We start from the raw sequence: 23850 nt of genomic DNA, 5'->3' as shown, positions 1-23850 counted from the left end.
ACAATGAGAAAATTTTTTCAATAGAGGCCATCTTGGACAGAAAAAACATCGAGATTAATCCTTTACTTGAGACATATGGAGAATATATCAAAAAAATTGATCAAGCTCTAGATAAAGAACTAGATTTGTATTCAGAATCAGAGTTCATTGAGCCTTTGAAATATTCTCTAGAAGGAGGAAAACGAATCAGGCCGATTATCCTCACACTATCAGCCGAAAGTATCGGGAAGGTTGATGATAATACGTTTGCAGCATCATGTGCAGTTGAATTTTTGCATATGGAATCCATTATCCATGATGATATTATTGACAATGAAACAATGAGAAGACAAAAGGATCCATTCCATATCAAATATGGATATAATACCAGTGTGCTTACTGGAGATTTTGTTTTAGGATTAATTTTAGCAGTATGTTCTAGATTAGATAATCCTAGAATAACAAAAGATTTGGCAACTACTGCAATGCTAATGAGTGAAGGAGAAATGATTGAAAACAGGTTAGAAACAAGTGAAGATGTTACATTTGATGATTATCTCAAAGTTATAGAATACAAAACTGCAACTGCATTTGAAGTAGCAGCTAGAACAGGTGCAATCATTGCAAACGGAACAGAAGAACAAATTGAAGGATTAACAGAATATGGAAAAAATATTGGAATTGCTTATCAAATTAGAGATGATTTGTTAGATTGGAAAAACGAAGACAAATTGTTCAATATATTGATTAAAAAAAGTTCAGACCCAAGAGATGTCTTTAACAAAATGGAAGAGTTGTTAAAGGAATATTCTGAAAAAGCAAGAACAAGTTTAAGAAAGATTCCAGATAGTGATGCAAAAATAAATTTAGATAATTTAATTAAATTTACTTCATTTAAGGCATAAGTCCTAAACTAACGACTGGTGTTGCAAACTCTACAAATTTGAGTAGTGGTTCTGGATAAACACCGAATCCTACTAAGAAGATGATTGAGAATATCATTACTGCTACAATTGATTTTGGTTCAGAAACTCTCTTTTCGGTTTCTCCTTCAAAGTACATCTTTCTTGTAATCCAACCATAGTAAGCAAGTGATAATGCACTGTTAAGAACACCTGCAATTGCAAGCCATGGAGCCCACCATAATGCAGTACTAGCATCTAATGCACTTCCAAACAACATCAATTTACTCCAAAATCCTGAAAGTGGAGGAACGCCTGCAAGAGCAAATAATGAAATCACCATACCTAAAGCAGTGATAGGCATTCGTCTTCCAAGTCCTTTGAGTTTATCAATATGAGTTACAGCAAGGGTTGTTACAATTCCTGCAATTGCAATAAAGGCAGCACCTTTCATCACGGCATGGTTGAATATTTGATACAAGGAACCTTGTAAGCCAAGAGAGCTGTATGGAGCAACTGCTAATCCAATCAAGATGTATCCAGCATGTGCAATACTAGAATAAGCCAACATTCTTGAGAGATTCTTTTGCATGATTGCTGCAACATTACCGATTGTCATAGTCATCACAGCAATAATTCCGAGAGCTAAAGTCCAATCAAGATTTAGAGCCATCATTCCAAGTACTATGATTCTGATAGCAGCAGCAAATCCTGCTTTTTTGGTTGCAGCTGCAAGAAGTGCAGTAACTGGAGATGGTGCACCTTCATAGGTATCTGGGAGCCATTGATGGAATGGAACAAGTCCCATCTTGAATCCAAATCCTGCAATAAACATTCCAACTGAGAGTAATGCTAATGGCAATAGGGATGGATCAAGTGTTGAGTATCCTTCAATAACTTCTCCAATATTTGTAGAACCAGTTAATCCATAAGATATTGCAATTCCGTAAACGATTATTGCAGAAGACAGTGCGCCAAACAAGAAGTACTTTAATGCGGCTTCATTTGAGCTTGGGTTCTTTTTCATATATCCAACCAAAATGTATGTTGGAATACTCATGAGTTCCCAAGCAACAAACAACATTACCAAATCAGTTGAATATGCAACAAGAATCATACCGATTGTTGCAAGTAAGATTAGTGAATAGTAAACAGCAGGAGAGTTGTGTTTTCTCATATAATTAAAGGAGCCAACTGTTGTGAACAATGCAACAATCAACATTGCAATTGCAAAGAATCCACCAAACGCATCATCTACAATTACATCATCAGAAAATAGAGCAGATGCAGCAACGTTTTCATTAATGAATTCATAGCCAACATAGGCCATTGACACGATTAATGCGGCAAATGCAATTACAGCATAAAATGAGTTAGAGCCTTTTTCTTTTCTTGCAATGCTAATAATTGGAAGAATAACTCCAACGGTTCCTAAAATTGCAATTAGTATTAATGGTGTGGAAGTAATTTCTAACATCTCATATCTCTCCTACATCAACAATATCAGAACCACGAATAGTAATCCTGCTCCAAATACGAATAGATATGATTGGGAAACACCAGTCTGAGTTCCTTGTACAACTTTTGCACCCCAGGCAGTTGCTTTCTGGAATCCGTCATTCATACCGTAATCGATAGCTGTCTTTTCAAAGTATCTGAATACACCTCTTGCTAACCATAATGGGGCTATTACAAAGCACCAATACACTATTGCATTGAGATACCATCTGCTTAAGATAACTTTGTGAATTGCGTAAAAGAAAATGTTTGAATTTACAAATTTGACAGGATCAACCCATCTACCAATATAGAATATGTAACCTAATCCAATACCTATTGCAAATGCAACAAGTGAGGCACCAAGTGCTACTGGATTAATTCCTTTCAAGAATTCTGGCAATATTGAGGCTTCAGCTTTTGCATGTTCACTGTGAATTCCAAATGAATCTTCAAGATATACCTCAAACATATGGTGCAATCCATGTTCTGTAGATAATCCGATTAATCCAATTCCAATAGTTAGAACTGCAAGAATTCCGTATGGAGCCCACATCGATAATGATGCTTCATGGATGTGATGTCCTTCTTCTTCCATCTTTTGGATATGTTTGCTCTTGTTACCAAAGAAGACCATACCAATCATTCTTGTAGTATAGAATGCTGTAATTATTGCAGTTAACACTGCAATTGCAAATAGCGGTAATGCCCATTCATTTCCAGAGGTATAAACTGCTGCAAAGATTGCATCTTTACTCCAGAAACCTGTTGTGATAAATGGCGCTCCCATTAAACCAAGACCGGCAGCCCACATGAAAGCATACGTCTTTTTCATATGTTTTCGCAAACCACCCATATCTGTCATGAAACGAGAACCAACAATGTGTAACAGAGAACCTGCTGCCATGAATAATGAGGCTTTGAACATTGCGTGAGAAATTAAGTGGAAGAATCCTGCAGTATAACCATCAACATATTGATGAGACAGTCCTGCAACACCTAATGCCATCATCATGTAACCAATTTGTGAACCAGTAGAATATGCTAGAACTTTCTTGATTTCTGGATTAACCATACCTTGAGTTGCAAGTAATAATGCAGTTATTGCACCAACCCATGCAACAATCTCAAAGAATTGGTCTGCCATAATTCCTGCAGCGCCTAGTGCAAATACAATTGGTCCAATTCTTGCAACTAAGAATACACCAGCTTTAACCATTGTTGCTGCGTGAATTAATGCTGAAACTGCAGTTGGACCAGTCATTGCTTCTAAGAGCCATTCGTTTAATGGGAATTGTGCAGATTTACCTATTGCACCACCAAATAGCAACACAAATGCAGGAACCAACATACCTTGAGCATTCATAGCAATAGCCCATTCATGATCTCCCATCAGTTCCTTGAAACCAAATGTTCCAGCAAACAAAAATATCAAAAGCATACCCGCAATCATCATCACATCACCGACTTTGGTCATGATGAATGCCTTCATACCAGCATGTGTTGGAGCATAATAATCTAACAAACCAAGAACGGTACGTCCTTCTTGTCCAACATGATCCTTCTTTTTATCACGATACCAAAAGCTGATCAATGCATAAGATGCAAGACCTACACCCTCCCATCCAAAGAATACTTGGAGTAAGTTATCAGATAACACAATAATTTGCATTGAACCAATAAAGAACATCATCCAGAACCAGAATCTTGTTATATCTTTATCGCCTTTCATGTAACCTGTACTGTAAATCATAATGAGGAATGAAATCCATGCAACAACATTTGCCATAATTACTGAAAGTGGATCAGCTAATACACCACCTTTCAAACCAATTGCCTCAATCCACATAATTTGATGATGAATTTCTGAAGCTTCAATTGCAACTGGTAACAAAGATGCAGCTGATAGTGCACTCATTAATGCAAATCCAACTGCGACGTAACCTGTTGCTCTTTTTGAGATTTTTCCAATACCAGGCATGATGAGTGCGGCAGCAAATGGCAGAATCCAAACTAGCCATGCTGCAGCAGATGTTGCTTCAAATGGTAAACCGATAGATTCAGTTGCCATATTAGATTCCCAACACTCCGTTCATGTAAGGTAAGATTGTCTTCAAGAAAATATCTGGATAAATTCCAAGTACAACAGTAAATCCAGCTAGTACCATCATTGGTGCTGTCATATACCAACTTCCTTCTTTGACTTTCTCTAGATGTTCAGGTGTCTTACCAAAGAAGACACGTTTTAGCATCCATAACATGTAAGCCATTGTTAGTGCAGTTGCAACAAGTCCAAGACCAAATGTTACTGCTCTAAGTGTAGAACCTTCTTCAATAGCAGTTTCTAATGCTCCGTAAAATAGAATCCATTCTCCCATAAATCCACTGGTTGGTGGAACACCCATAATTGTAAGTGCACCAATAACTGCACAAACTGCAGTAATTGGCATCTTTCCAGCAAGACCACCAAGTTTAGAGATACTACGTGTACCGACTTTGACAATTATAATTCCAGCCATCATGAAGAGAATACCTTTTCCAAGTCCGTGAGTGATGTACATCATCTCAGCACCTGCAAGACCCATTGCAGACATGGAGCCAATACCAAATAGCAGGTATCCCATCTGACTGATACTAGAATAAGCAAGTAATCGTTTTAGATCATCTTGCATCAAGGCCATTGCACCACCATAAAGCATTGTAACAAGACCCCAAATGTGGAACCAAATAGACAACTCTGCAAATGTGGACGGTAAGAATTCAACAATTAATCTAAAGACACCATATGCACCAATTCCGATCATTGCAGGGGACAAAAGTGCACTAATTGGTGTAGGTGCTGAACCGTGGACATAAGGTAACCAAACATGGAACATAAAGACAGCCAGTTTTACTCCAAGACCAATCGCAATAGCAATTGCAGAAATCATTACGACATCTTGAGGAATTTCAGATTCTTTGATATCAGCAAAATCAAAGCTACCAATCGTCAGTCCAATCATTAAGAATCCTAATAGTAAAACAACTGCACCAGCGTGAGTCCAAAAGAGGAACATTAAACCAATCTTTCTTCTTGGACCATCACCCCAAAGAGCAACTAAGAAGAAACCAGGAATCAACATAACCTCAAAGAATATGTAAAATTCAATCAGGTTTGTGGACATGACAGTTCCAAGCATTCCCATTGCAAATACAAGATAAAGTGCAAAGTAAAGACCAGATTTTGCATTTACATAATTAGAAAGAGCAGAGGATTCAACAACAGAACTTTGTCCACTTGAAGAAGGATTGATTTTTTGTTCTTCTTCAAATTGTTCATGGAATTTGTGAATCATGTATGGTTTTGAATAAAGTACCAAAATTGTGGATAACACATAGATGATTATTGCAAATGGAGATGCCAAACCATCAAGTAAGAAACCAAATTCACCAAATTGTTCAGTCCATGGATAGTGTTCTTCTACAGTTCCAGATAATGCTGCATTAACTACAAGGATTGTGGTGTAAAGTAATATTGCAAATGTGAACCACATGGCAGGAGTTGGTCCTACTTTTCTTCCCAAGATGTAGGCTATTGGAGATAAGAGTAGTGGCAAGAAAACTGCCTGTAATAATGCGTATTCCATTATCCTTTCAAGCTCCTAAAGTCTGCAATATCGACATTTTGATACATACGATATGCTACAATGATTAATGATAGTCCAACTGCCACTTCTGCAGCTGCAATTGCAATAGAGAATAATGCTAATGTTTGACCACCACTATGTGGCAAAAATCTACCAAATGCTACTAAACTGAGATTTGCAGCGTTAATTACAATCTCAACTGCAAATAGCATTCTGATAAAATTACGTTTAACTGCAAGACCATAGATGCCTATACCTAACAAGGCAACAGATACAAGGGTAAAATCAATCAGTTCGTTGGTCATTTTCCACATCCTCTCGTTTTGCTAATACAAGTGCACCAGTAACAGAACCAGCCAGAATTAATCCCATCAAAATTAGTGCAGGCCAGTAGTATGTTACAAAGTCTGTACCAATGTCTCTAAAGTCAACAGGTGGTTCATCAGTTGTTATTGTTTTAATTCCAGAATCTAAAAAGACTGCACCTAATGCAACCATAATAACAAGCATCAATCCAATTCCGGCAAACTTTCTTCTTTTATCTTCAATTTTTTTGAATATGAGTTCTCTTTTTACCAACATTACAGTAAACAGGATAAGAACAGCAATTGAACCTACATAAACTGCAAGTTGGAACAATGCAACAAATGGAGCATCTAGTAAAAAGAAAAATCCGGCAATACCGCCAAGAGTTCCCATTAATGCAATAGAGCCATAAACCAATGATCTTAATTCAAGTGCAGCAATTGCAGAACCAATTGTAATGACAGTAAGGGCTAAGAATGCAGCATCAGCCATGTGTTGCACCTCTATCAGTAATTTGAATTTCACTGTCTTGTGTGAGATATGGTTTTACTGCAAGTTGTGCAGGAGTGTAAATCAGACCTTCTTTAGTAAATGAAGATAATTCATAATCATTTGTCATGTAAAGCGCATAGAAAGGACATGCATCAACACAAAGACCACAGAAAACACATTTTCCATAATCAATTTGAGGCATGATAGATTTTTTATTTTGTTTTTGCTCTTCAGGAACTTTTACCATTGCAATGGCTTCTGCAACACCTTCACAAGCAATTGAACATAATTGACATCCAGTACAGTGATCATGAAATAACATGTGTCGTCCTTTGAGTCCAGCTATACCAACACCAGTTGAAGGATCAAATTGGTAACCATCACCTACAAACTTGAGTTTCTCTTCAGGATAACGAAGTGTAAATCGTTTAATTGCAATATGTTTGATTCCCGAGTTTAATGCACGAATAATTCCCGTTGCAGTTCCCATTATTGTAATCCTCCTGGTCCCAAGACTCCAGCGTAAAGCAAGCCTAGTGCAATAAAGATGTTAACGAAAGCAAGTCCAATTAGTTTGGTCCAACCAAGACTCAACAACATATCAATTCTAATTCTTGGGAAGACACCTCTTGGTAAGAGAATAAAGAAGATAACTCCAACAGTTTTGAGAACAAACCATAATGTTCCATTTAGCATTTCTTGATCAAACAATGGCAATCCAGGGAATGGACCTACAGTAAGTGGACCCATTTCAACTCCAGTAAGGAATTCTTCTGGGAATGGAGGAACAACCATTGGACCGTTCCAGCCACCTAAGAACAAAACAACAAACAATCCTGCAAATGCATAAAGTTTCAGATAGGTTCCTAATTGAACTAGACCATACATCATTCCAGAGAACTCAGTTAACCAACCGGCAACAATTTCACTTTCTGCTTCTGGCAAATCAAATGGAATTCTTTCTAGTTCTGCAAGCATTGTGATAAAGAATACAATTGCGCCAACTGGCAAAAATATAATCCATGGGAAGTTTGATTGGCTAGCTGCAATTTCAGATAAGTTAAGAGTACCTGTAAGAATTACAACTCCCAACAAGGACAATATCAGTGGAATTTCAAATGAGACCATCTGGAATAGTGCTCTAATACCGCCAATGAATGGGAATTTACTGTTAGCAGACCATGCTGAAAGAATTGTTATGATTGGGAAGAAACCAATTACTGCAAAAACACCTAGCAATCCCAAGTCTACATCTGCAACTACCCAACCAGGAGCTACAGGGATTAACGCAACAAATGCTGCAGCGGTTGCAACAAAGATTACAGGAGCTGCCCAAAATATTGGCTTGTCAGCCTTTGCTGGAATAATAATCTCCTTTGAAATTAGTTTTAGACCATCACCCATTAATTGTAAAATACCTTCAATCTTTCCACAATAGAAGGGACCAACTCTAAGTTGTAATTTAGCAAGCATTTTTCTTTCAACAAAAATTGTTGCAGCAGCTATGAGTGCTGCAAATCCAAATCCTGGAAATGCCATTACTCTAAAAATATCAGTTGCCATGAATGCTTTGAGAATTGGTAAACTACGTGTAGGATCTGCCAACCAAGTCATTGCAAGGAATGGTGTAAGTAATTCGCCATTGATTACAGGCATTTCAATGTAGAAGAATGCTACTTGAATTGCAGGTAATCCAATTAACGATACTAGCAGAACTACCCAAAATGCATTATCAAGAAGAGATTTGATAAACTCACTTAGTTTGAATTTTGGTGCCAGAGCTGACATTTATCTATCTGCCTCCACTGGCCAATAATTAAGACTCCAATATACTGATGGCATGTTACCAAGTTTTTCACCAATCAAAAGATTTGGCATTGCAAGTAAGTTTCTAAATGAAGGAACACTCATTTTTACTCTGTAAGGTTCAGTTTTACCATCAGATACAATATAACATCCAAGAGAACCTCTGCCAGATTCTACGCGTTTGTATACTGTAGCAGGTCCTTTTGTCTTTGGGTTTGGTTTTAGTTTTGTTCTAACAGAACCAGACTTTGGCATTTTTTGTAGTGCTTGTCTAATGATATTGCAACTTTCCATCATGTCAAGCCATGGTACTTTAGAACGAGCATAGGAATCTCCTTCTTTCAATACGTTAGTATGAACATCTAATTCATCATAGACATCATATGGTGCTTTAACTCTCAAGTCATAATCTACACCACTTGCTCTAAGAACTGAACCAGTTGTTCCATATCTGATTGCATTTTCACGTGACAATACACCAGTGTCTTGTGTTCTTGAAATCAAAATAGGATTATCATAAAACACTGCAGCATATTCTTTGATACGTTTCTCAAAGTAATTTACTTGACGTAAACAAACATCTTCAAAGTTTGCAGGTAAGTCATTTCTTACTCCACCCGGAATAAAGTGTGCATGTGTTACTCTAGCACCAGATACTTTTTCCATGAGATCAATTAAGAGTTCTCGGTCACCTGCAGGCCACATGAACATTGTAGAGTGACCTAAGAAAATTCCATAAATTGCAAGCCAATACATTGTATAGATACATCGATTTAGTTCTGAACAGATTACTCTAACATATTTTGCACGTTCTGGAACTTCAATTCCAAGAATTTCTTCAGCACCTAAAACGTATGGATAAAGAACATTACATGAATCATGAATAACAGGTCTTTCTAAGTGAGGCACATTGGTAATGTAGTTTCTATACTCTGCCATCTTTTCTTCTCCACGATGTACATATCCTGGATCAGGATCACATGCAACAATATAGTCACCATCAATTTGAACAACAATTCTCATGTGACCAGAACCTGGATGTTGTGGTCCAACATTAAGAGTCATGATTCTCTCATCAACTTTTTTCAGTGCTAATCCTGGTGGCATTATATCAGTCATTGTCATCTACCCTTTATTGCAAAGTCCTTTCGAAGTGGTGGCAAATCTGCCCAATCTTCAGGCAAAAGTAATCGTCTATTATCTGGATGACCATCAAAGTAAACACCTAACATTTCAAAAACTTCTCTTTCACCAAATTCCACACTGTAGAATACATCTCTAAGACTTGGTAATTTTGTAGAATCTTGTCCTGGAATTGGAGAGGATTCTCTAGGAGCACGTGTAGATAATGTAAGAACTTGCCTTGCAAGAGAAGAATCAGTATAAGAGCCAAGATGATAAACTACCTCAATTTCATTATCTGCAGGATAATCTACGCCTGAAACAGATTCTGCATGGTCATAATGTAAGTCATCACGAATGAATTGTGCCACATCATGAACGCTTTCTTTACTTGCTTTAATTCCAACTCGGTCTTCTTTTACAAAGTCTACTTCAATTTTATCGCCAAATTTTTCAACTAGTTTATCAGAAATTCCTTTTTCAAATGCAGGAAGTTCTACAGGTTTTTCTTCAGTCTTTGCTGCAGGTTTTGGTGCAGGCTTAGGAGGAGCTGCTTTCTCTTCAGGTTTTGCTGCTGCTGGTTTTTCAGAATCACTACTCATTATACAAACTTCCTAGCCTTCATTCTCTTAATTTTCTCTTGTAACAAAATACATCCTTGTATGAGAGTTTCAGGTCTAGGTGGGCAACCTGGAACATAGACATCAACTGGAATTACTCCGTCAATTCCTGGAAGTACATTGTATGAATCGAAATACAATCCTCCAGTAATTGCACAAGCTCCCATAGCAATTACGTACTTTGGTTCTGGCATTTGATCATAAACTAATCTGAGACGTGGTGCCATCTTTCTTGTAATAGTTCCTTGAACAACAACTAGATCACATTGTCTAAGTGATCCAAATGCTTCGATGATACCAAATCTTTCAACATCGTATCTTGGACTTGATGCTGCGCCAAATTCTACACTGCAACAAGCTGTTTCAATGTGGACAGGCCAGAGTGACCAAATTCTACCCCAATTGATGGCGTAGCCCAATGGTTTATCGATTGCTTTTTCTAAAATATCTCCGAGTTTTCCTACAAAGACATTTGCGTTTTCTGGTGTTACTAAGTCTTTAAGCAATCTTATCTCCTATCCCCGTTAATTTGATTTGTATAAAAAACTACCATATTCTTCGTCTCCCTGATTGGTATAACGCAAATGCCATTGCACCAAACATTATAGCTAAAAATCCTATCATTGGCAAAGTTGCACTCTTTGGAAGTTCTAACAGTGCACTTCCCCAAGCATACAAGAAAATTGCCATTACATCAAAAACAACAAACATGAGAATGTACGGATAATACTGCATCATAAAATGAGTTCGGCCTTCACCAGACGGAACTTGACCACATTCCATCGGCAAGAATTTTACAGGGTTACTACGTTTTCGAGGAGAAACCATTCGTGAAATAATCAATGCAGGTGCCATTGCTGCTATACCAAAGGCAAACATCAATACCACAGTACTGTAATTGCCCGCTAATTCCCCGACCAATTTAGCTTTTCACCCTGATTTTTGTATAAAAAGGTATGTTTCAGATTTGGGGGTTTGGATCGAAAAAAAATATTTTTTGTAAACTACTTTATAGAACATTGGCAAAATGCGATCATGTCATTGAATGTTGGAGATACTGCTCCAAATTTTGAGCTTCCAGATACAGAACTAAAATTGCGGACTTTGGATGAATTCAAAGGAAAAAAGATCGTTCTCACATTCATTGTGGCAGCAAGCTCTCCTGTTTGTGAGACAGAATTGTGTACACTTAGAGATTCTTGGCAAGAAATTGCAGATACAGGTGCACAAATAGTTGCAATTAGTAACGATGGACCATTTGCAAATAAAGCATTTGCAGAAAAACACAACTTCAATTTTCCATTGTTAGGGGATTACAACAGCAAAACAATTAGCGACTATGACATTTTGATGAAAGACTTGCTTCACATCAAAGACTACAACGCAGCAAAACGTTCTGTATTTGTAATTATGGAAGACGGAAAAATTGGTTACAAATGGGTTTCAGAAGATCCATTAAAAGAGCCAAACTATGAAGAGATTAAAAATTTCCTCAAGTAGGAAAAAAATTTCTTTTTTATTCTAAATCTGCAATAACGTCGCCTTTTGCGACAGTTGCACCTTCTTTAATTTTGAGATTTTTAACTTCACCATCTTTGTGTGCCTTTATTCCAACTTGCATCTTCATTGATTCTAAAGTACAAACTACATCACCTTTCTTGACAGAGTCACCTTCAGCAACTGCAATTGACACAACTTTACCAGGGATTTGACTTTTGAGTGCTACTTGAGCACCACCTGCGCCACCACCGCCAGAGTTTTTGTAAACTATTTCGTCAAAGTGAGTATTCATGTTTAATGTAACTGGAACATTATCAATTACAAGATTCATTTCATTAGTTGCAGTCTCAAGATATTTTGCTTTATGATATTGTTGATCTAAAATGAATTCTATACCTTTTGCATTCATGCTAAGGATTTTCAATTGATGTTCTTTGTCATTGATCTTAATCACATAATCATTATTACCTAAGTTTTCAGTAATTTTTCCTTCAAATGATTTTTCAACATCAGCTATCTTATAGTCCATTAATCATCAATCCAATTTATTTTTCCAAGTTGCACTGCTTGCGTTATCATTTTGAACTCTGTTCTTAAAGTATTCAGAATGAATAATGGCTGCAGCCAAAGCAGCTTCACTCTTGTCTTCTTTTTCTTTCTTAAGGTCTTCAGATAGTTTATCAATCATGCCATAACGTTTCAAAAAGTCAGTTGATAGTTCACCGTTTTTGTATTCTTCAGAGTTTAGAATTGTTTTGTAAAGTGGAATTGATGTTTCAACACCTTGAACATACATATCATTTAATGCAGTAAGCATTCTAGTTCTAGATTCTTCAAATGTTGGTCCCCATGTACAGAGTTTTGCCATCAATGAATCGTAAAATGGAGATACTGTACATCCAGGATATAGATAAGTGTCACATCTGACATTTGGTCCTGCAGGAATCGTTACATCTGGAACAGGTCCAGTTGAAGGTGCAAAGTCCAAAAATGTGTCTTCAGCATTGATTCTACATTCAATTGCATAACCATTCATCTTTAGATCTTTTTGTTTGAATGGAAGTGTTTCACCGTTTGCAATATCAATTTGTAATTTTACAAAGTCTAATCCTGAAACCATTTCACTGATTGGATGTTCTACTTGGAGTCTTGCATTAATCTCAATAAAGTAAAACTCACCATTATCTGCTCTAAGGAATTCTGCAGTACCAAGGTTAGTATAATTGACAGCTTCTGCTGCTTTAACAACTAATTCACCAATCTCTTCTCGTTTTGCTTCATCTACAACAGGGGAAGGAGTTTGTTCAATTAGTTTTTGATTTCTTCTTTGAATAGAACATTCTCTCTCAAAGAGGTGTACAGCATTACCATGATGATCTCTACACATTTGATATTCAATGTGTCTTGTTTTTTCTAGGAATTTTTCAACAATGATTGCAGATTTTCCTACAGCAGCAATAGATTCAGAAGTTACTGTTTCAAAACCTTCTCGTAGTTCTTGATCAGTGGTAACTAATCTGATTCCACGACCTCCACCACCATAAACTGATTTCAAGAGTACAGGATAACCAATTTCATTTGCAATTTTTTCTGCTTCTTCTGCGGTATCTACTAATCCTGGACTTCCAGGTACTGTTGGAACTTGAGCTTTTAACATTGCTGCTTTACATTCCATCTTATCACCACATAGATTCATGGAGTCAGCAGATGGACCAATGAAATTAATTTTATTTTTTTCACATAATCTTGCAAAGTCATCATTTTCAGAAAGGAAACCATAACCTGGATGTACAGCATCTGCACCAGATGACAGCATCACTTCAAGAATTTTTTCTTGATTAAGATAAGATTTTGCAGGAGCTGCTTCCCCAATGTGATAAGATTCATCAGCTTTCTTTACATGTAAAGAATTGTAATCCTCATCAGAGTATACTGCAACAGTCTTGATACCTAATGCATTACATGTTCTAATTACTCTGAGAGCAATTTCTCCTCTGTTTGCAATAAGTACTTTCTCAATCATTTTAATCACAAATTGATATTTCCATGTTTTCTAGGAAGTTGTTTTTCTCTTTTGTTTGCAAGCATTTTGAGGGCTTTAATCAACATAGGTCTTGTTTCTGCGGGATCAATTACATTATCAACTGTTCCGTGTGATGCTGCAACGTATGGGTTTTCGAATTTTTCTGTAAACTCATCAATCAATTTCTTCTTAAGTTCTTCAGGATTATCTGCGTCTGCCAAATCTTTTCTGTTCATGATTTTTACAGCAGCTTCACCACCTAGTACAGCACAACGTGCAGTTGGCCATGCATAATTAATGTCAGTTCGAAGGTTCTTACTTCCCATTGCAATGTATGCGCCACCATATGCCTTTCCAATTACAAGTGTAATTCTTGGAACGGTTGCTTCACAGTATGCATAGAGCAATTTACTACCATGTCTAATGATACCGTTGTGTTCTTGATTAGAACCTGGCATGTAACCTGGTGTATCTACTAAAGTGATAATGGGAATGTTAAATGCATCACAGAATCTAATGAAACGTGCAGATTTATTTGATGAATCAATGTCAAGTGCTCCTGCTAAATGCATTGGATTGTTTGCAATTATTCCAACTACTTGACCATCCATTCTAGCATAACCTACGACAATATTTGGTGCAAATAATTCATGAACTTCAAAGAACTCATGATTATCTACAATAGAATTGATAATTTCTTTCATATCATAAGGTTGTAATGGATTTTCTGGGATAACATTAATGAGATTATTATCTAATCTGTTTGGATCATCATCGGTTTTTATTTTTGGTGGTTCTTCAGAATTATTTTGTGGTATGTAAGAGATTAATTTTTTGATGTAATCCATACATTCGTATTCGTTTTGTGCAACAAAATGTGCAACTCCACTTTTTGAACCATGTGTCATAGCTCCACCAAGATCATCCATTGAAATTTCTTCACCCAAAACTGTCTTTACAACATCAGGACCAGTAACAAACATTGATCCTGCCTTTTCCACCATTACGACAAAGTCTGTCATAGCTGGTGAATACACTGAGCCACCTGCAGAAGGACCAATACTTGCTGTAATTTGAGGAACAACTCCTGAAGCTAATTGATTATGATAAAAAATATCTGCAAATCCATCAAGACTCATTATTCCTTCTTGAATTCTTGCACCACCAGAATCCATGATTCCGATAACTGGACATCCAGTTCTAACTGCATGATCCATTAATTTAGTAATTTTTTTGGCACCCATTTGACTTAGAGTTCCACCAAGAACAGTGAAATCATAAGCAAATACGAAGATTTGTCTACCGTTGACATTTCCATAACCACCAACTACACCATCAGTAAAGAACTTCTTTTTCTGCATATCATATTCATGATAATGATGAGTTACCATTGGGTCGATTTCGGTAAAACTACCCTCATCTAATAGAAGATCGATTCTTTCTCGGGCAGTTAATTTGCCTTTATCATGCTGGGCTTTGATCCTATCCTGACCACCGCCTTGTTGAGAAGTTTTGTGTTTGTTGTTATAATTTTCGAGTTTTTCAGAATGCATGATAGTGATCTAGTCCAAAACGATTTCCTATATTAATTTAGTTTACAGAAATTTATTTTAAAAAAATTTAGAAAATAACAGACAAGTTTGAAAAAAAATTGTAAAATTATGAGTTAATAATTGGGAATTTTTTGTTGGTTGTTTTCTGGTAGGAGTCAAAGGGGGTTTTTTGCTCACTGCAATTCTTACACATACAAAATTGAGATACATTTGCAATATCACAGATTTCCTGAAACTCACACTGTTGACATCCTGCAGGACCACCACATACTATACACTGTAATTCATTGATTTCAGCACATTTTTCATGTTTTACTCCTAGTCCTTTAGCCCAAAGACCGATTTCATTGATCTCAATTTTTTCATTACATACAATACAAGTTCCTGGGAACTTCATTGGTATTTTTCTCCAACTCATTGTATCAATTCAATCTCCTTTTCAATAATATCACCAAACGTTTCTTCTAGTTCCAGTTCCAACGCATTATTTTTTATACAAAATAAAACAAAAGGCAATCCAAATGTAACAAATGCACTAGATGACAAATGTAATTTTTTTGCCATAACAGATGAAAGTGATTTTATTTTTGAACCATCCCAACGAATTCTATTAAGTAAAGGCCACGAAAGATTGTATTGTGCATATCTAACCCTATCATCATCATGATAAAGTTTGATCAAAATGTCGTTAAGATATCTGAGTAATCTCCAATTTTGCGTTCTAACAATTTTTCCATATAACATATCAGCTTCAGAAATTATTTCCAAATATTTTGCAAGAGTTTCAGGATCTAAACTACTCATAACAATGCTAGAATAAAATGCATTAATTTTTTCTCTAGGATCAATTTGCATAGAATATAAAACACCTCTAGCTTCATCAACAGATTTTGATTTGAAAAATGCATTAACTCCATCTTCAACATCAATATTTTCAAATGTTGTTTCTGTTTGGGGATTAAATCCTGTAACCATGGATTGTGTTAAATTGATCATTGAACGTATGTCGCCTCTAGATTTGTCGATTACTTTGATTAATGAACCAGGACTAAGTTTAGCACTTTCTTTTTTCAAAATATTTTCTAAATAAACTCGAAGAAGACGTGGAGGAATTTTTTTGAAAGAAATTGTTTTAACAACTTTTTTGATATTTTTCATTTTATCAGAAGTGTCATCATTTGCAGCAAGAATAATTGGAACAGTTGGTTCTTTTAGAATATCAACAAGTGCTGCAACCCCGCCATAGTCTCCACGACCATGAATTCCATCTACTTCATCAACAAATATCATTGGAGTTCCAAGAACGCTTACATTTCCTAATACAGGAGTAAGAATTTCATTAATTCGTGATTTACTTCTAACATCACTTGCATTAAGTCCAATCATATCGTAGCCAAATTGTTTGGCAACAAGAAATGCCATAGTGGTTTTTCCTATTCCAGGAGGGCCAGCCAAGAGTAGAGGTTTTGTGCCTTTTTTCCATTTGGCAAACCATTCCATGATTGCTGCACGAGACTCTTCGTTTCCAACCATGTCAGAAATAATCTGAGGTCGATATTTTTCAGACCACATCAATTTTATCACTTTCTTGGAAGATTTTTGTTCAAATCTGACCAAATGTTTTCTTCTTGTAATTTCTTATACCAAAATTGATTATAATGTTCTACAGTAAGAAATAGGAATTCTAAAAATTTAGTATGTGAAAAATTATCAGGTAATTTTTCTAGAGCATCTCTTGCTTCTCTCAAATAAGATTCACTATGTTTCATTGTTTCTTCAAATCCACGTTTTGCATCATTCATTTTCAATGAATAAAATAATGGCCAAGAAGGAATTTTTGCAGCTTTATCCCTAATACTATCTTCAATTTCATTTCCACATCCTACAGATTCAGCAGCTTTTGCCATTCCCGTGTAAAAAATATCAGCTAAAGGTGCTCGATTTAAAGCCATATTTCTACCGGCAGTTCCCATAACAGAACGATATTTTTTGTAACTTTCAATTAATTCTTCTTCAGTAATTTCAGTAGGTTTTTCTTTTAATTTTGTATCAAGATATTGTCCAATTCTTGCTTGTTTAAAACCCTCTTCAAATTCTTTGAGTACATCTTCGCCACCTTTTGAAATTTTTTCTCTTGCAAGTTTCAAAATATATGGATTCATCAATTTGTAATCATCCAAGTATTCCAAGTCTTCATCTTTATCTACAATTCTATCCATTGGTTCACTAAGATCAATTGCAATAATGTGACCATCAACAATATCTTCTCTCATTGTAGTGTTTTTATCATCTTTGAAATAATCTGTAGATGCGTCAAAAAGACCATTAAAAACAGGAAATGTCATTTTGACAAAATTAGAATTTAAAATTCTAAGTACTCTATCATGTAAGGTGTCAAAATCTTGTAATTTAGATTTGATAGGCTCAATTTCAGATGCATTCAAAATAATTTCAGTAGAACCTACTTCTTCAGCAAATTGTTGTTGTGTGGTATTTGGAGATTGATCAGCATTAATTTGTTCAAAGAGATTTTTTGCAAATCTTTGAGCAAATGGAGTGAATCCATCTTCGGCCTCTTGCTTATATTGATTAAATAATTTGAATCCTTTGGATTTGAATAAACCTTGTTTGATGATTTGTTTTCCAGGTTTTGTTCCCATTAAAGCACTTTTACTAAAAATTGATTCATCTTTTCCGCTCACATTCAAAATTCAATGTGTTGTTATTTATGCTTTCAAAACAAATATTTTCTTCACTTAAATTACGAAGCAAAAAATATTGTTTGTGGAAGTTATCGAAATTCTTCGTGAAGTTTCAAACAAGATTTACGAAAATGTAAAAGATCTTGCAGGAACTGAACATGCTGCAGGGGATTTTGGAAGAGGTGCAGGTGGAGATATTTCAAGAAACATAGACATTATTGCAGAAAAAACGGTTCTAGATTTTTTAAAAGAAATTAATTTTCCATGCGTAGTTTTAGGTGAAGAATGTGGTAGAGTTGAATTATCAAAAGAACCAAAAGGTTATGTAATTATGGATGCAATTGACGGTTCTGCAAATGCAGTGAGAGGAGTCCCTTTCTTTTGTAGTTCATTAGCTTTTGCAACAGAAAACAAACTTAGCTCCATCACTGATGGAGTTATCACGAATCTACATAATGGTGAAATGTATTGGGCATCAAAAGACAAGGGTTCGTATTTCAATCAAGAACAAATGAAAGTACATAACAAAGATCCAATTTACAAAATTGTTGGGATTAACACATCAGGTGCATCAACTGAATTAATGAAGAAACTTCATCCAATATTTGAAAATCATAATCATACAAGACATTTTGGTGCTAACGCGCTCGAAATGGCATTATTTGCAAGAGGATTAATGGATATTTTCATCGATTTACGGGATAAAATTAGAATTCAAGATATTGCAGCAGGTTATTTGATTGTCAAAGAAGCTGGAGGATTATTACTGGATGCAAATTTGAATCCACTAGATGCGGATCTAAGCTATGACACAAGAGTTTCTTTTATTGCAGCTGCAAATCAGAAAATTCTTGATGAAATAATGTCACAAATGAACGAATAAAGTTTCAAATTTTCGTTAAGAAATTAATTTTTTCATCAGATATAACAGAAATATATTTATCCAAAGTAGCGAAAAAACTTGTGGTATGGTTAGTGAGACAAAGGCTAAGGTAATTTACAGAGAATTATTAAAAGAAGATCTTGTAATTATCAGACTACTTCCAGAAGGAGGAATGCCAGAATATCATACAGGTCAATTTTTGACAATCGGTGTTCCAATACCAGCAGAAAAAAAAATTGTTAGAAGAGCATATTCCATTGCATCACATGCAGAAAACAGAGATTATTTTGAATTTGTAATTAGATGGGTAAGAAAACCACTTCCAGGAAGAGTTACTACAGAATTATTCTATGCAAGTGTTGGTGATGAAGTTTGGTTAGGTGATCCTAGTGGAACTGCATTACAAATTAGTGACACGCTTCCAAATGGAGAAGAAGATAAAAGAAGAGTAATTTGTGTTGGTGGTGGTACAGGTATTGCACCATTTGTTGCATTTGCAAAACATTTCCACGATGTAAATGACAAAAGAGAAGTGGTTGTTTTACATGGTGCTAGTTATGTTGATGAGTTAAGCTACAAACGTCTCTTTACAGATTTAGAGATGGAAAGCGAAAGACGAGGAAGAGATCAATGGAACTTTAGATATAGAGCAGCTATTAGTAGACCAAAAGAATTTTTCAATAGATCATGGAATGGTCATGTAGGCAGAGTAGAATCATTCTTTGCACCTGATAAAAAGACAGGAATGTCACCTGTAGAAGAAATGGTGGGAGAAAAAATTACACCTGAAAATACTATCATCTACATTTGTGGTTATCAAGGCACTATTGATGGAGTAATTGATTCTTTAGGACCACAAGGATTTGTTACAGAACACGAAAAGAAGCCAGACGGAAGTTTTGGCATCAAGTTTGAATCCTACGGATAAAGAACAAGTTTTCTTTCCAAGATCTATTATCACTATACCAACATTACCTGTGGATTTTTATAGTGAGACTTTTTTTCCAAAAGCATGACAGAACTCAAGTGTAGAGATTATGGTTTTGAATGTGATTTTGTAGCTGATGGGGAAACAGAACAAGTTATTGAAAACTTTAGAAATCACACTGAAGAGGAACATGGAATCGACTACTCTAAGGAAGCTATTATGCAATTCCTATTGAGAAAACAGGGTCTTTAAGAAAATTAATTTTCTAATTTTTGCATTCTAACTGACAAGACAGGAAGTTCTTTGTCTATGATTTTTTCAACTGCAGGAACAATGCCTTTTCTAGCTTTAACACTTTCTTCGTAGAGTTCAGCAATTTGATCTCTAAATAATAATTTGATTCCTGGAAGAGAGGTGATATCCTCATTAACAGCTCTTGGTTCTGAAATATCCATGATTAGAGTACCTTTCTTCTTTTCTTCCATAACTAGTCTAATTCTTTCATGAGTGATTATGAAATAGTCGGCAGTTGTTGCAACAAATACAATATCATACTTGTCTAAACCTGCCAATGCATCATTAAAATCAACAGGAGTTCCACCCACAACAGTTGAAAAACCTGTAGCCCTATCAAGAGTTCTGCTAGCAACATCATAAGGAACTTCTTTCTTGTTGAGAGTCTTTGCAACTTGTGCTGCAGATTCACCAGTTCCCATTAACAATACCTTCTTTTTAGCATCCAAGCCAGCTTTTTCATCTACCAGTTTTACTGCAATATCACCAAGAGAGATAACATCTTTTTCAATTCCAGTAGCATCTCTCATTTTTGTGGCTAGTCGAACAACGCTATCAAATAATTTATTCAAAATCTTACCAGAAGTTCCTGCTTGTTTTGCTTTCTCAAGAGATTGAACTATTTCATCATACACTTCTCTCTTACCTACAACGAAAGAATCAAGTCCTGCAGCTAAACGTAATAAATTAAGATAGACATCATTGCCTTTGTAAACCTCAATTGTTTGATCAAAATGATCAATGTCTATTTGTTCTAAAGAAGATAATGATACCCAAGTGTCTTTAACTTGATTTAAGATAAGACCTTTTGCTTCATCTCTTCTTGCATCAGGAGAATCATCATCTTCAACATTACTTACTGTAAAGATTTCAACTCTACTTGCAGTTTGAATAATTATACATTCATCAACGCCAGGAATTTTTTTGAATTCTTCACATGCAGCAGACACATCTTTGAATTCAAATTTTGATAAAGAGTGAATTGGTACATTTTTGAAAGTTACTCGTGCATTCATTACATCAAAACTTACGTTACCCAAAGCACATCATCCTCATTTAGCTGTTATTTTACTTCTACCGCCGTGAGCTGTTCTAAATACATTCATTCCAATAAAGTAATTTTCATGTAAAGATTCTAAATAAGTAATTTCATCTTCTGTGTCTTTGATATCTTTTTCAGTTGCATCAGGATTATTCTTTAATGTTTCAAGTTTTAATTTTGCAACTTCTAAAATTTCACCTACACCTCGTTCATAATTTGATTTTCCTTCAAATTCCGGACTAAGAACATTTTCTGGATTATAAGCAGGAGTTTGATCTTGTGGAATTTCTACTTGTCTAGTAACAGATTCTTGTTGTTCAGCAGTTAAAATTGGTCGTGGGAAACGATCCTCTTTTTCTAACCAAAATTCAGGTTCTCCCATTTCACGTCTAAAGATTTCTTCACCTTGTCGCTTAAAGGTGTAATTAGCTGCTTTTGCAGCATCTGCTTTTACTTCAGCTGCAATTGCTTTGTATTCTTCTTCCGCAGCAGCTTCAGCTTCTTCTTTTGCAGCTTGAGCTTTTGCAAGAGCTTCTTTAACAGCGTTTTCAGCTTCTTCTACTGCTTTTGCTGCAGCTTCTGCTTTTGCTGTTGCATCAGATGCTTTTTTTGCATCTTCAAGGGCTTTTTCAGCTTCTGCTTTTGCAGTGTCTTCAGCAGATGGTTTTTCTGATGCGAAATCTTCAGCAGGTTTTGCTTCTACTTCAGATTCTTTTTTCTCTTCAGACAACAAAATAATCAAAAATTTGCCTGAATTTTAATATTCTTGTGATATAGACTACAAATCATTAGTTTTAGAACGAAAAAACAATTGTGATCGGTTTGAAAATGATTAAATGAAAATAATGGCGCCCTCGGCGGGATTTGAACACGCGTCTCAGCCGTGACAGGGCCGAATTCTAGACCGGGCTATACTACAAGGGCACAAGTTCAATGAATCAGATTGCCAGATTAAAAGTTTCTGTCACAACAATAAATTTTGTAAAAGACTAAATTATACACGTAAAGCATTTTTCGTGAGGGTCTATGGCGCAGCCAGGTAGCGCACCGGACTTTTAATCCGGTTGTCAAGGGTCCGAATCCCTTTAGACCCGCTACTTTTCTTTTTCATTAAATAATTTCATCAATTTGTTTTTTCAAATCTTCAAGAGAAGAATTGATTTTGTTTTCTCTATGAGTAAGATCAGTTCTAAAATCATTAATTTTTTTGAGTCTATCTGAAATCATTCGTTTTTGTTCATCGTATCCTGAAGAACCATATGATTTTCTCTCCTTTAAAGAGGATACCACAGTTATAGAAGAAATAATTTCTAAGACGAGTTTAGGATCAACTTTGGTGTCAGCCACAGATTTTTTGATATCAGATGGAGTAAGTTTTGAAATCGGTTTTTTTGATAAATGTGCCAATTGGGTTAAAGAGCCAGCAATTTTATGAGTTACACGGAATGGAATTCCTTCTTGAACTAATTTTTCTGCAATATCTAAAGCAATGAGATTACTAGATTCTGTTACTTTTTTCATTTGTTTTTCATTTACTTTCAAAGTAAGAAGCATTGATTTGAAAATTAAAAGAGCACTGATTGAAATCTTTGAGGTAGACCAAATTGAAGATTTTATCTGTTGTAAATCACGTCCATAACCAGAGGCCAGTCCTTTAACAGTAGTTAAAATTGCAGTAAGATTTCCAATAACTTCAGATGTTTTTCCACGAGTTAGCTCTAAGATGTCAGGGTTTTTCTTTTGTGGCATTACACTTGATGGTGATGTAAATTCATCAGATAATTCAATAAAAGAAAATTCAGAAGTAGACCAAATTACAAAATCTTCAGCAATTTTACTAAGATTAGTCATTAAAATTGAGACCATTGAGACATACTCTGCTACAAAGTCACGTGTGCTAGTTGCATCAATTGAATTTTCAACTACATCATCAAAACCTAACATCTTTGCAGTGCTGCGTCTATCAATTGAAATACTTGTTCCGCCAACAGGTCCTGCACCTAATGGACTTTGATTAATTCTTTCAAATGTTCCATAGAGTCTTTGGAAATCTCTTGATAAAACATCTGCATGTGCAAGAAGATAATGAGAGAATAAACCAGCTTGAGCTTGTTGAAGATGAGTATAAAGTGGCATGATTGTTTTTTGGTGATTTTTAGCCACAGAAACTAGTGCTTCAATAGTATCTAAAAGACAATTACAGATAATATTGATATCATCTCTAATTTTCATTCTAATATCTAAAACAACTTGATCATTTCTTGAACGTGCAGTGTGCATTTTACCTCCACTGGACATTCCAGCCCTTTTGATTACTAGTGCTTCAATTAATTCATGAATATCTTCAGCACCAGATGATGAATCAAATGTTTCATCTTTCAAGCTCTCCAAAGAAGAAAGAATCTTCTTTGCATCACTTTTTGTGATTATTTTTTGTTGATATAACATCAAAACATGAGCTTGACTTCCAACAATATCATAAAAAGTGATTGCAGCATCATCATCAATGGATGAAACATAATCTAAAGTAATATCACTCAAATCATTTCCAAGACGTGAACGATACATTACCTAA

At 35.6% G+C, this 23850-nt stretch carries 25 protein-coding genes and 2 tRNA genes; 6 read left to right on the top strand and 21 right to left on the bottom strand.

Going from position 1 to position 23850, the window contains the following annotated elements; all coding sequences use genetic code 11:
- Positions 1 to 32: 32 nt before the first annotated feature.
- Complete coding sequence (locus NMAR_RS01520; protein ID WP_012214670.1) at positions 33 to 884, top strand: polyprenyl synthetase family protein; 852 nt, start codon at positions 33 to 35, stop codon at positions 882 to 884.
- On the opposite strand, the gene NMAR_RS01515 is transcribed toward NMAR_RS01520, so the two are convergent.
- The 11 genes from NMAR_RS01515 to NMAR_RS01465 are packed head-to-tail and all read right to left on the bottom strand — an operon-like array spanning position 874 to position 11229.
- On the bottom strand, positions 874 to 2358 hold the full coding sequence (locus tag NMAR_RS01515) for an NADH-quinone oxidoreductase subunit N (protein ID WP_012214669.1): 1485 nt from the start codon (positions 2356 to 2358) through the stop codon (positions 874 to 876). The two genes, NMAR_RS01520 and NMAR_RS01515, sit on opposite strands and share 11 nt — an antisense overlap.
- A 12-nt stretch (positions 2359 to 2370) precedes the next feature.
- Positions 2371 to 4449 carry an NADH-quinone oxidoreductase subunit 5 family protein gene (locus NMAR_RS01510; protein WP_012214668.1) on the bottom strand — a complete coding sequence of 693 codons (2079 nt, stop codon included), beginning with the start codon at positions 4447 to 4449 and terminating at the stop codon, positions 2371 to 2373.
- Between the two features lies 1 nt (position 4450).
- Positions 4451 to 6004 (bottom strand): complex I subunit 4 family protein, encoded by a 1554-nt coding sequence (locus NMAR_RS01505; RefSeq protein ID WP_012214667.1) that lies wholly within the window; start codon positions 6002 to 6004, stop codon positions 4451 to 4453.
- The gene (nuoK, locus tag NMAR_RS01500) at positions 6004 to 6309 is read right to left on the bottom strand and encodes an NADH-quinone oxidoreductase subunit NuoK (protein WP_012214666.1); all 306 of its coding nucleotides are present in this window, start codon (positions 6307 to 6309) and stop codon (positions 6004 to 6006) included. The genes NMAR_RS01505 and nuoK overlap by 1 nt, the downstream gene beginning before the upstream one ends.
- On the bottom strand, positions 6290 to 6802 hold the full coding sequence (locus tag NMAR_RS01495; protein WP_012214665.1) for an NADH-quinone oxidoreductase subunit J family protein: 513 nt from the start codon (positions 6800 to 6802) through the stop codon (positions 6290 to 6292). The genes nuoK and NMAR_RS01495 overlap by 20 nt, the downstream gene beginning before the upstream one ends.
- Entirely contained in the window at positions 6795 to 7292 is a 498-nt protein-coding gene (locus NMAR_RS01490; RefSeq protein ID WP_012214664.1) for an NADH-quinone oxidoreductase subunit I, read from the bottom strand. Before NMAR_RS01490 ends, NMAR_RS01495 begins: the two co-directional genes overlap by 8 nt.
- Positions 7292 to 8590 carry an NADH-quinone oxidoreductase subunit NuoH gene (gene nuoH / locus NMAR_RS01485; protein ID WP_012214663.1) on the bottom strand — a complete coding sequence of 433 codons (1299 nt, stop codon included), beginning with the start codon at positions 8588 to 8590 and terminating at the stop codon, positions 7292 to 7294. Before nuoH ends, NMAR_RS01490 begins: the two co-directional genes overlap by 1 nt.
- On the bottom strand, positions 8591 to 9727 hold the full coding sequence (locus NMAR_RS01480; protein WP_012214662.1) for an NADH-quinone oxidoreductase subunit D: 1137 nt from the start codon (positions 9725 to 9727) through the stop codon (positions 8591 to 8593).
- Positions 9728 to 9729: 2 nt separating this feature from the next.
- The gene (locus tag NMAR_RS01475) at positions 9730 to 10332 is read right to left on the bottom strand and encodes an NADH-quinone oxidoreductase subunit C (RefSeq protein ID WP_012214661.1); all 603 of its coding nucleotides are present in this window, start codon (positions 10330 to 10332) and stop codon (positions 9730 to 9732) included.
- The gene (locus NMAR_RS01470; protein ID WP_012214660.1) at positions 10332 to 10856 is read right to left on the bottom strand and encodes an NADH-quinone oxidoreductase subunit B; all 525 of its coding nucleotides are present in this window, start codon (positions 10854 to 10856) and stop codon (positions 10332 to 10334) included. Before NMAR_RS01470 ends, NMAR_RS01475 begins: the two co-directional genes overlap by 1 nt.
- Before the next feature lie 40 nt (positions 10857 to 10896).
- Complete coding sequence (locus NMAR_RS01465; protein WP_012214659.1) at positions 10897 to 11229, bottom strand: NADH-quinone oxidoreductase subunit A; 333 nt, start codon at positions 11227 to 11229, stop codon at positions 10897 to 10899.
- Between the two features lie 156 nt (positions 11230 to 11385).
- Between NMAR_RS01465 and NMAR_RS01460 the strand changes: the two genes are divergently transcribed.
- Entirely contained in the window at positions 11386 to 11850 is a 465-nt protein-coding gene (locus tag NMAR_RS01460; RefSeq protein WP_012214658.1) for a redoxin domain-containing protein, read from the top strand.
- A 16-nt stretch (positions 11851 to 11866) separates the two neighbouring features.
- Here NMAR_RS01460 and NMAR_RS01455 read toward each other — a convergent pair whose 3' ends face one another.
- The 6 genes from NMAR_RS01455 to NMAR_RS01430 form a co-directional block, all read right to left on the bottom strand.
- Positions 11867 to 12379, bottom strand: a complete 513-nt coding sequence (locus NMAR_RS01455) for an acyl-CoA carboxylase biotin carboxyl carrier protein subunit (RefSeq protein ID WP_012214657.1) — start codon at positions 12377 to 12379, stop codon at positions 11867 to 11869.
- Between the two features lie 6 nt (positions 12380 to 12385).
- Entirely contained in the window at positions 12386 to 13873 is a 1488-nt protein-coding gene (locus NMAR_RS01450; protein WP_012214656.1) for an acetyl-CoA carboxylase biotin carboxylase subunit, read from the bottom strand.
- 5 nt (positions 13874 to 13878) lie between these two features.
- Positions 13879 to 15426 carry an acyl-CoA carboxylase subunit beta gene (locus NMAR_RS01445; RefSeq protein WP_012214655.1) on the bottom strand — a complete coding sequence of 516 codons (1548 nt, stop codon included), beginning with the start codon at positions 15424 to 15426 and terminating at the stop codon, positions 13879 to 13881.
- Between the two features lie 106 nt (positions 15427 to 15532).
- Positions 15533 to 15823 carry a hypothetical protein gene (locus NMAR_RS01440; RefSeq protein ID WP_012214654.1) on the bottom strand — a complete coding sequence of 97 codons (291 nt, stop codon included), beginning with the start codon at positions 15821 to 15823 and terminating at the stop codon, positions 15533 to 15535.
- A gap of 17 nt (positions 15824 to 15840) precedes the next feature.
- The gene (locus tag NMAR_RS01435; RefSeq protein ID WP_012214653.1) at positions 15841 to 16998 is read right to left on the bottom strand and encodes an AAA family ATPase; all 1158 of its coding nucleotides are present in this window, start codon (positions 16996 to 16998) and stop codon (positions 15841 to 15843) included.
- Between the two features lie 8 nt (positions 16999 to 17006).
- On the bottom strand, positions 17007 to 18128 hold the full coding sequence (locus NMAR_RS01430) for a hypothetical protein (protein ID WP_012214652.1): 1122 nt from the start codon (positions 18126 to 18128) through the stop codon (positions 17007 to 17009).
- 82 nt (positions 18129 to 18210) lie between these two features.
- On the opposite strand from NMAR_RS01430, the gene NMAR_RS01425 reads away from it, so the two are divergent.
- From NMAR_RS01425 to NMAR_RS01415, 3 genes are all read left to right on the top strand, one after another.
- The gene (locus NMAR_RS01425; RefSeq protein ID WP_012214651.1) at positions 18211 to 19011 is read left to right on the top strand and encodes an inositol monophosphatase family protein; all 801 of its coding nucleotides are present in this window, start codon (positions 18211 to 18213) and stop codon (positions 19009 to 19011) included.
- Between the two features lie 85 nt (positions 19012 to 19096).
- A complete protein-coding gene (locus NMAR_RS01420; RefSeq protein WP_012214650.1) occupies positions 19097 to 19939 on the top strand; it encodes an FAD-binding oxidoreductase in 843 nt (280 codons plus the stop codon).
- An 84-nt stretch (positions 19940 to 20023) separates the two neighbouring features.
- Positions 20024 to 20191, top strand: coding sequence for a DUF1059 domain-containing protein (locus NMAR_RS01415; RefSeq protein ID WP_012214649.1), 168 nt, complete (start codon positions 20024 to 20026; stop codon positions 20189 to 20191).
- Between the two features lie 5 nt (positions 20192 to 20196).
- Here NMAR_RS01415 and NMAR_RS01410 read toward each other — a convergent pair whose 3' ends face one another.
- The 3 genes from NMAR_RS01410 to NMAR_RS01400 form a co-directional block, all read right to left on the bottom strand.
- The gene (locus tag NMAR_RS01410) at positions 20197 to 21273 is read right to left on the bottom strand and encodes a glutamyl-tRNA reductase (protein ID WP_012214648.1); all 1077 of its coding nucleotides are present in this window, start codon (positions 21271 to 21273) and stop codon (positions 20197 to 20199) included.
- A gap of 12 nt (positions 21274 to 21285) precedes the next feature.
- Positions 21286 to 22005, bottom strand: coding sequence for a hypothetical protein (locus tag NMAR_RS01405; RefSeq protein WP_148680017.1), 720 nt, complete (start codon positions 22003 to 22005; stop codon positions 21286 to 21288).
- Positions 22006 to 22121: 116 nt separating this feature from the next.
- Positions 22122 to 22199, bottom strand: a tRNA-Asp gene (locus NMAR_RS01400).
- A gap of 96 nt (positions 22200 to 22295) precedes the next feature.
- Between NMAR_RS01400 and NMAR_RS01395 the strand changes: the two genes are divergently transcribed.
- Positions 22296 to 22369: transfer RNA gene (locus tag NMAR_RS01395), tRNA-Lys, on the top strand.
- A gap of 16 nt (positions 22370 to 22385) precedes the next feature.
- Here the strand turns inward: NMAR_RS01395 and argH are convergent.
- On the bottom strand, positions 22386 to 23843 hold the full coding sequence (gene argH / locus NMAR_RS01390; RefSeq protein ID WP_012214646.1) for an argininosuccinate lyase: 1458 nt from the start codon (positions 23841 to 23843) through the stop codon (positions 22386 to 22388).
- Positions 23844 to 23850 lie beyond the last annotated feature (7 nt).

Source organism: Nitrosopumilus maritimus SCM1, from assembly GCF_000018465.1.
Lineage (GTDB): Archaea > Thermoproteota > Nitrososphaeria > Nitrososphaerales > Nitrosopumilaceae > Nitrosopumilus > Nitrosopumilus maritimus.
This window is presented reverse-complemented; position numbering and strand designations above follow the sequence as displayed.

What these genes read in the sequence shown, in the direction of transcription:
- NMAR_RS01515 (WP_012214669.1), bottom strand. Translation starts at nt 2,358, where the DNA reads ATGTTAGAAATTACTTCCACACCATTAATACTAATTGCAATTTTAGGA.
- NMAR_RS01510 (WP_012214668.1), bottom strand. Translation starts at nt 4,449, where the DNA reads ATGGCAACTGAATCTATCGGTTTACCATTTGAAGCAACATCTGCTGCA.
- NMAR_RS01505 (WP_012214667.1), bottom strand. Translation starts at nt 6,004, where the DNA reads ATGGAATACGCATTATTACAGGCAGTTTTCTTGCCACTACTCTTATCT.
- nuoK (WP_012214666.1), bottom strand. Translation starts at nt 6,309, where the DNA reads ATGACCAACGAACTGATTGATTTTACCCTTGTATCTGTTGCCTTGTTA.
- NMAR_RS01495 (WP_012214665.1), bottom strand. Translation starts at nt 6,802, where the DNA reads ATGGCTGATGCTGCATTCTTAGCCCTTACTGTCATTACAATTGGTTCT.
- NMAR_RS01490 (WP_012214664.1), bottom strand. Translation starts at nt 7,292, where the DNA reads ATGGGAACTGCAACGGGAATTATTCGTGCATTAAACTCGGGAATCAAA.
- nuoH (WP_012214663.1), bottom strand. Translation starts at nt 8,590, where the DNA reads ATGTCAGCTCTGGCACCAAAATTCAAACTAAGTGAGTTTATCAAATCT.
- NMAR_RS01480 (WP_012214662.1), bottom strand. Translation starts at nt 9,727, where the DNA reads ATGACTGATATAATGCCACCAGGATTAGCACTGAAAAAAGTTGATGAG.
- NMAR_RS01475 (WP_012214661.1), bottom strand. Translation starts at nt 10,332, where the DNA reads ATGAGTAGTGATTCTGAAAAACCAGCAGCAGCAAAACCTGAAGAGAAA.
- NMAR_RS01465 (WP_012214659.1), bottom strand. Translation starts at nt 11,229, where the DNA reads ATGTTTGCCTTTGGTATAGCAGCAATGGCACCTGCATTGATTATTTCA.
- NMAR_RS01460 (WP_012214658.1), top strand. Translation starts at nt 11,386, where the DNA reads ATGTCATTGAATGTTGGAGATACTGCTCCAAATTTTGAGCTTCCAGAT.
- NMAR_RS01455 (WP_012214657.1), bottom strand. Translation starts at nt 12,379, where the DNA reads ATGGACTATAAGATAGCTGATGTTGAAAAATCATTTGAAGGAAAAATT.
- NMAR_RS01450 (WP_012214656.1), bottom strand. Translation starts at nt 13,873, where the DNA reads ATGATTGAGAAAGTACTTATTGCAAACAGAGGAGAAATTGCTCTCAGA.
- NMAR_RS01445 (WP_012214655.1), bottom strand. Translation starts at nt 15,426, where the DNA reads ATGCATTCTGAAAAACTCGAAAATTATAACAACAAACACAAAACTTCT.
- NMAR_RS01440 (WP_012214654.1), bottom strand. Translation starts at nt 15,823, where the DNA reads ATGAAGTTCCCAGGAACTTGTATTGTATGTAATGAAAAAATTGAGATC.
- NMAR_RS01435 (WP_012214653.1), bottom strand. Translation starts at nt 16,998, where the DNA reads ATGTGGTCTGAAAAATATCGACCTCAGATTATTTCTGACATGGTTGGA.
- NMAR_RS01420 (WP_012214650.1), top strand. Translation starts at nt 19,097, where the DNA reads ATGGTTAGTGAGACAAAGGCTAAGGTAATTTACAGAGAATTATTAAAA.
- NMAR_RS01415 (WP_012214649.1), top strand. Translation starts at nt 20,024, where the DNA reads ATGACAGAACTCAAGTGTAGAGATTATGGTTTTGAATGTGATTTTGTA.
- argH (WP_012214646.1), bottom strand. Translation starts at nt 23,843, where the DNA reads ATGTATCGTTCACGTCTTGGAAATGATTTGAGTGATATTACTTTAGAT.